This window comes from Roseospira visakhapatnamensis, assembly GCF_014197915.1.
Classification (GTDB): domain Bacteria; phylum Pseudomonadota; class Alphaproteobacteria; order Rhodospirillales; family Rhodospirillaceae; genus Rhodospira; species Rhodospira visakhapatnamensis.
Genome location: NZ_JACIGK010000067.1, coordinates 1 through 3,801 on the forward strand (window position 1 = coordinate 1; position 3,801 = coordinate 3,801).

A 3,801-nucleotide genomic window follows, 5' to 3' on the forward strand; every position below is an offset into this window, starting at 1 on the left:
CGCCGCGATTTGCTCTTCAAGCCACCTCACCCAGAGGGTGAATCACATCCCGTGTCCCGTGTCCAAGCCTTTCAGCTCAAAATGAGAACTGCTGCGGCGGGGGCGCGGGGGAGGACGAGCCGCGTCCGTCCGGGGGCCGGGCGCCACGATTCGTTAACGGATGATTGACACCGAGCCCTGTCGACCCCACATTTTTATGGACGTGTGATCGTTGCGCCCGCGTCGAGAGACGCGGCCCGGATCACCGGTCACAGGATGCGGCGGACAGCCCGGGCCCTTCGGGCGCGGGAGACGGAAAGCAGCCAGCGGAGGCCCCCATGGCCGTCACGATGGCAAAACCGGCCGTTGCGGCCCCCTCATCGACCGCGCCCCAGCGCGTCGGACCGTTGACGCGCGTGGGCTCCGGCGCCTCTCAGCCCGAGTTCCAGGTCCCCGAAGTTGACTCCATCATGGGGGTGGGCGCCCGCGCGCCCGACACCGACCCCAGCGCCGGCTGGCTTGGCTCGGGCGGTGAGGGCGGCGGTCGGCGGCGTCCGGCCGGGCAGGAGATCGCGCGCGGCACCAGGGAGACGCCGGCGGCGGTCCGGCCGACCACCGTCTCCGACGTGATCCTGGCCAGCCAGATCGCGACCCGCCGCCTCGGGCCGGTGCCCATGCCCCGCAGCGAGGTGACCGTGGCCGTCGGCGTGTACGATCATGCCATTCAGGCGGTGACCGGGACCCTGCCCCGGACGTTCCTGGGCACCAGCCTTGACGTCGCCCTGTAGTGTCGCCGGGTGAAGGCGGTGCCCCCGGTAAAGGGGAGGCGCAGGAGAGGCCGTCTGTTCAAGGGCGCGGGCGTCCGGGTCCGCGACCGAGAACGGTATGCCCTATCCGGTTTGTCGAGTGTCATCCCTCCGCCGGCCCGTGGTAGGCTGGGGCCTCATACCAGCGGCGGATGAGTGTGACTCATCCGCCGAGCAGCCACGGACGGCAACGGTCCTTCTCAAGGGCCGTTGCTATAAGCTCTTACCGTCCTGACCGCCCCCAGGGCCGTCGCGCGCCAGAAAGGACCTCCGCGATGACCTCCGCCCTCTCCATCGGCGTGTCCGCCCTTCAGGCCGCCACGGTGCGGCTGGCCGTCACGGCCGACAACATCGTCAACGCCAACACGCGTGTCCCCGTGGATGCCGGGTCCGGCGCTCCCGGGGCCGGCGGCTATGTCCCGCGTGACGTCGTGGACGTGTCGAGCGCCGCCGGCGTGACCGCCACCGTGCGGCCCGTGGACCCGCCCTCTCAGGTCGTCCCCGATGGACGCGGGGGCCTTGAGGCGAGTCCCAACGTCAATCTGGCCGAGCAGATGGTGGAGTTGACGACCGCGAGCCGCGCTTACGAAAGCGCCACCGCCGTGATCCGGTCCGCCGACGAGATGCAGGACGCGCTTCTCGACATCGTCGGCTGACCCGGGCTGTCTGCCCTGGGCCGTGACCCCCTGGCCGTGTTTCGAGACTCGACCCTGACGCGGTGTCCCGTCCGTCCCGGGCCGTGCGGCGGTCGTCATATCGGGGCGATCGTCCGCGATCCGATCTCAGGGCGGCGCCAGCGTGTGCGTGTCGTCATGCCCTTCTCCACCTTGAGGTGTTTTTCCGGCCTCCGCGTGCGGTTCCCCGTCTGGTCTCCGGGTCGGGCCGGGGGTATGCTTTTCGCCGGACTCCGGTCGTCAGGCCGGACTCGCTGGCCTGATGCGCGCCGGGGTCGGTACGGCGGAGCGCTCGGGCGACCGGTTAGGGGAGAACCGCCATGGGCTGGACACGGGATGCGAAGGTGGAACCGCGGACGGACGCGAGTCGGCGGAGCGATCGCGGGGGAGGGTGCGGACGACGGCACGAACGGTGGCGCGGACGATGGGGGCGCGGACTGCTCGGGGCGTTGGTGGCGGTGGGGCTCGCCGGCTGCGCGAACCCGCCGGGCGGCGCGTCGGGCGGTCTGAGCCGGACGCCGGACAAGAAGCCCGCGCCCACCGTGACGGAGACCGCGCCGGACTCTCCGGTGCGCGCCGTGGGGCCGACGAGGGTGGCGCTGCTGCTGCCGCTGTCCGGCCCCCAGGCCCCGCAGGGCCAGGCGCTGCAGGCCGCCGCGAGGCGCGCGCTGACGGCGGAGCGGGCCCGACTGGTCGATCTGAAGGTGTTCGACACCCAGGCCAGCGCCGAGGGCGCGCGCGCCGCCGCCCAGCGGGCGGTGTCCGCCGACGCCAGCCTGGTGCTGGGGCCGTTGTACTCCGTGACCGCCCACGCGGCGCGGCCGGTGCTTGGCGTGGCCGGCATTCCATCGCTGTCGTTCTCCAACAATCGCGCGGTCGCCGGCAACGGCGTCTATCTGCTCGGCCATCTGCCGGGGCAGCAGACCGAGGCCCTGCTGGCCCACGCGGCCGCGCAGGGACATGGCGACGTGGTGGTGGTCGGTCCCGATACCGCCTATGCCCGGCTGGTGGCGGATGCGGTGGGCGCCGTATCCCGCCGGGGATCCGTGCGGCTGATGGGCAGCCAGTTGTTCCCGGCCAGCACCGACTACAACAGTCAGGTGGCCATCGTGCGCGATCTCGCGCGGCGCGGCCCGACCGGCGCGGTGATTCCCACGACGGGCCTTCCCCTGGTGGGGATCGCGGCCCTGTTCGACTACTACAACGCCCGGCCGCCCAAGGTGCGGATGATGGGCACCGACCTCTGGGAACGGCCCGGGACCTTCGCCGAGTCCTCCTTGCGCGGCGGGTGGTACGTCAGCGCCAGCACGCCGCCGGCGCGCGATCCCATGGCCGGCGTGGTCGACGAGGCGGCACCGGACGACCTGGAGCCGGCGTCGCCGTCGCAGGCGACGGCCGGAGAGCCCGAGGCGGGCGCCGCGCCGACCGTGCGCATGTCCTCCGGCGCCGGCAAGCTGGATCGCCTGGCCATGGATGCCGTGGCCCTGGCCGCCGCCTGGGCCGAACGGGCGCGGCCCGGGGCCGATCCCAGGCCCTTCCTGACGGATCCGGCCGGGTTCCGGGGGTTCTCGGGGCTGTTCCGCCTGCTGCCCTCGGGCGTGAACGAACGCGGCCTGAACGTCCTGGAGGTGACCGCGCGCGGCCCGCGCGTGATTCGTCCGGCACCCACAAGCTTCGCCTCGGGGCTGCCCCCCACCGTTCTGGTGCGGCCGTCGGACTTCCGGGCCCACCCGTGGCTGGCCGCCGAGATCGACCGGGGCCAGGTGCCGACGACCCGGGTGGGCGACGCGGCGCCGCCGGCCCCGTCGCTGCGGGTGGCATCCCCGGCGCCGGGCACGATCACCAGCCCGACGGTCACGCGCCCGACCCCCGCCGGCGTCACGAGCACGCGGTCGTCGCGCGGAACCTGGTCCGGCGATGGCGGCACCTGGCGGGGTGCGCCGCCCGCGCCGTCCGTGCGCGCGCCCGCCGCGCGGACCGCGACGCCCTCCGTGTCCCCGGGCCGTGACAGCGTGCCGCCGGCGCCGCCGGTGACCGCGCCGCGCGCCACGACGCCGGCGCCCTCGGTGCCCTCGGCGGGCACGACGGCGCCGGCGGTTTGGTCGTCCGGTGGCGGGGTGCCGCCGGCCCCCAGCCTGACGCCGTCCGTGGCGCCCTCACGGACACCGACTCCGGCTGGCGGCTGTGTCTGGCAGCGGCACTGCGAGGACGGCACCTGCCGGCGCGTTCAGGTGTGCCCGATCGACTCCTAGTGCACTGATCCAGACAAAAGATGCAGTCCACATTCTTTTGTCTGGATCGAAAGTGCACGAGAAACAATGTTTTGTGCAGCGACGTTTGCA

The 3,801-nt window shown here is 73.0% G+C and carries 3 protein-coding genes; all 3 read left to right on the forward strand.

What is annotated here, in order from left to right; all coding sequences use genetic code 11:
* Positions 1 to 317: 317 nt before the first annotated feature.
* The 3 genes from GGD89_RS19260 to GGD89_RS19270 all read left to right on the forward strand — a co-directional run bounded on the left by GGD89_RS19260 (position 318) and on the right by GGD89_RS19270 (position 3,711).
* The gene (locus GGD89_RS19260) at positions 318 to 767 is read left to right on the forward strand and encodes a hypothetical protein (protein ID WP_184049057.1); all 450 of its coding nucleotides are present in this window, start codon (positions 318 to 320) and stop codon (positions 765 to 767) included.
* A gap of 293 nt (positions 768 to 1,060) precedes the next feature.
* A complete protein-coding gene (locus tag GGD89_RS19265; RefSeq protein WP_184049060.1) occupies positions 1,061 to 1,441 on the forward strand; it encodes a flagellar basal body rod protein FlgC in 381 nt (126 codons plus the stop codon).
* Positions 1,442 to 2,001: 560 nt separating this feature from the next.
* Positions 2,002 to 3,711 carry a penicillin-binding protein activator gene (locus GGD89_RS19270; protein ID WP_184049062.1) on the forward strand — a complete coding sequence of 570 codons (1,710 nt, stop codon included), beginning with the start codon at positions 2,002 to 2,004 and terminating at the stop codon, positions 3,709 to 3,711.
* The last annotated feature ends 90 nt before the right edge of the window (positions 3,712 to 3,801 follow it).